We start from the raw sequence: 377 nt of genomic DNA, 5'->3' as shown, positions 1-377 counted from the left end.
AGTCAATCCAGCTGCATTTTTAGCTTTAAACCCGTTAAAAAACAAACTGAAACAAGAAACAAATTCTGAGCGAAAAAAAGCGGCAGAAATAATGATTTACGCTATGGAAGATGCGATTGTTGAATATTATAAGGGTAAGGATAAAAATAAATTCAATCAAGACGTCGCTCAAGCGATAAGTACAGCATTGCCTGTTCTAGAACAGCAGACGGGATGGAAAAAAGTGATTGATGCTGTTGTCAATGCCGTTATGAATTTCATCTGCCCTAAAATAGCAGAACAAAGCCAAGGAAAATCAACCTATCGCTCTTTCTTTTTTGCCAACCCAAATCCGGCTGCAAAAGAAATTGAGGATGTGGAACAGAATATTTCTAAGA

1 protein-coding gene is annotated in these 377 nt (G+C 37.1%); it reads left to right on the top strand.

Going from position 1 to position 377, the window contains the following annotated elements; all coding sequences use genetic code 11:
* Positions 1-377: hypothetical protein (locus tag Lfee_RS17155; RefSeq protein WP_162262658.1), on the top strand; the 377-nt coding region annotated here is incomplete at both ends.

The organism is Legionella feeleii (assembly GCF_001467625.1).
Classification (GTDB): Bacteria; Pseudomonadota; Gammaproteobacteria; order Legionellales; family Legionellaceae; genus Tatlockia; species Tatlockia feeleii.
This window is presented reverse-complemented; position numbering and strand designations above follow the sequence as displayed.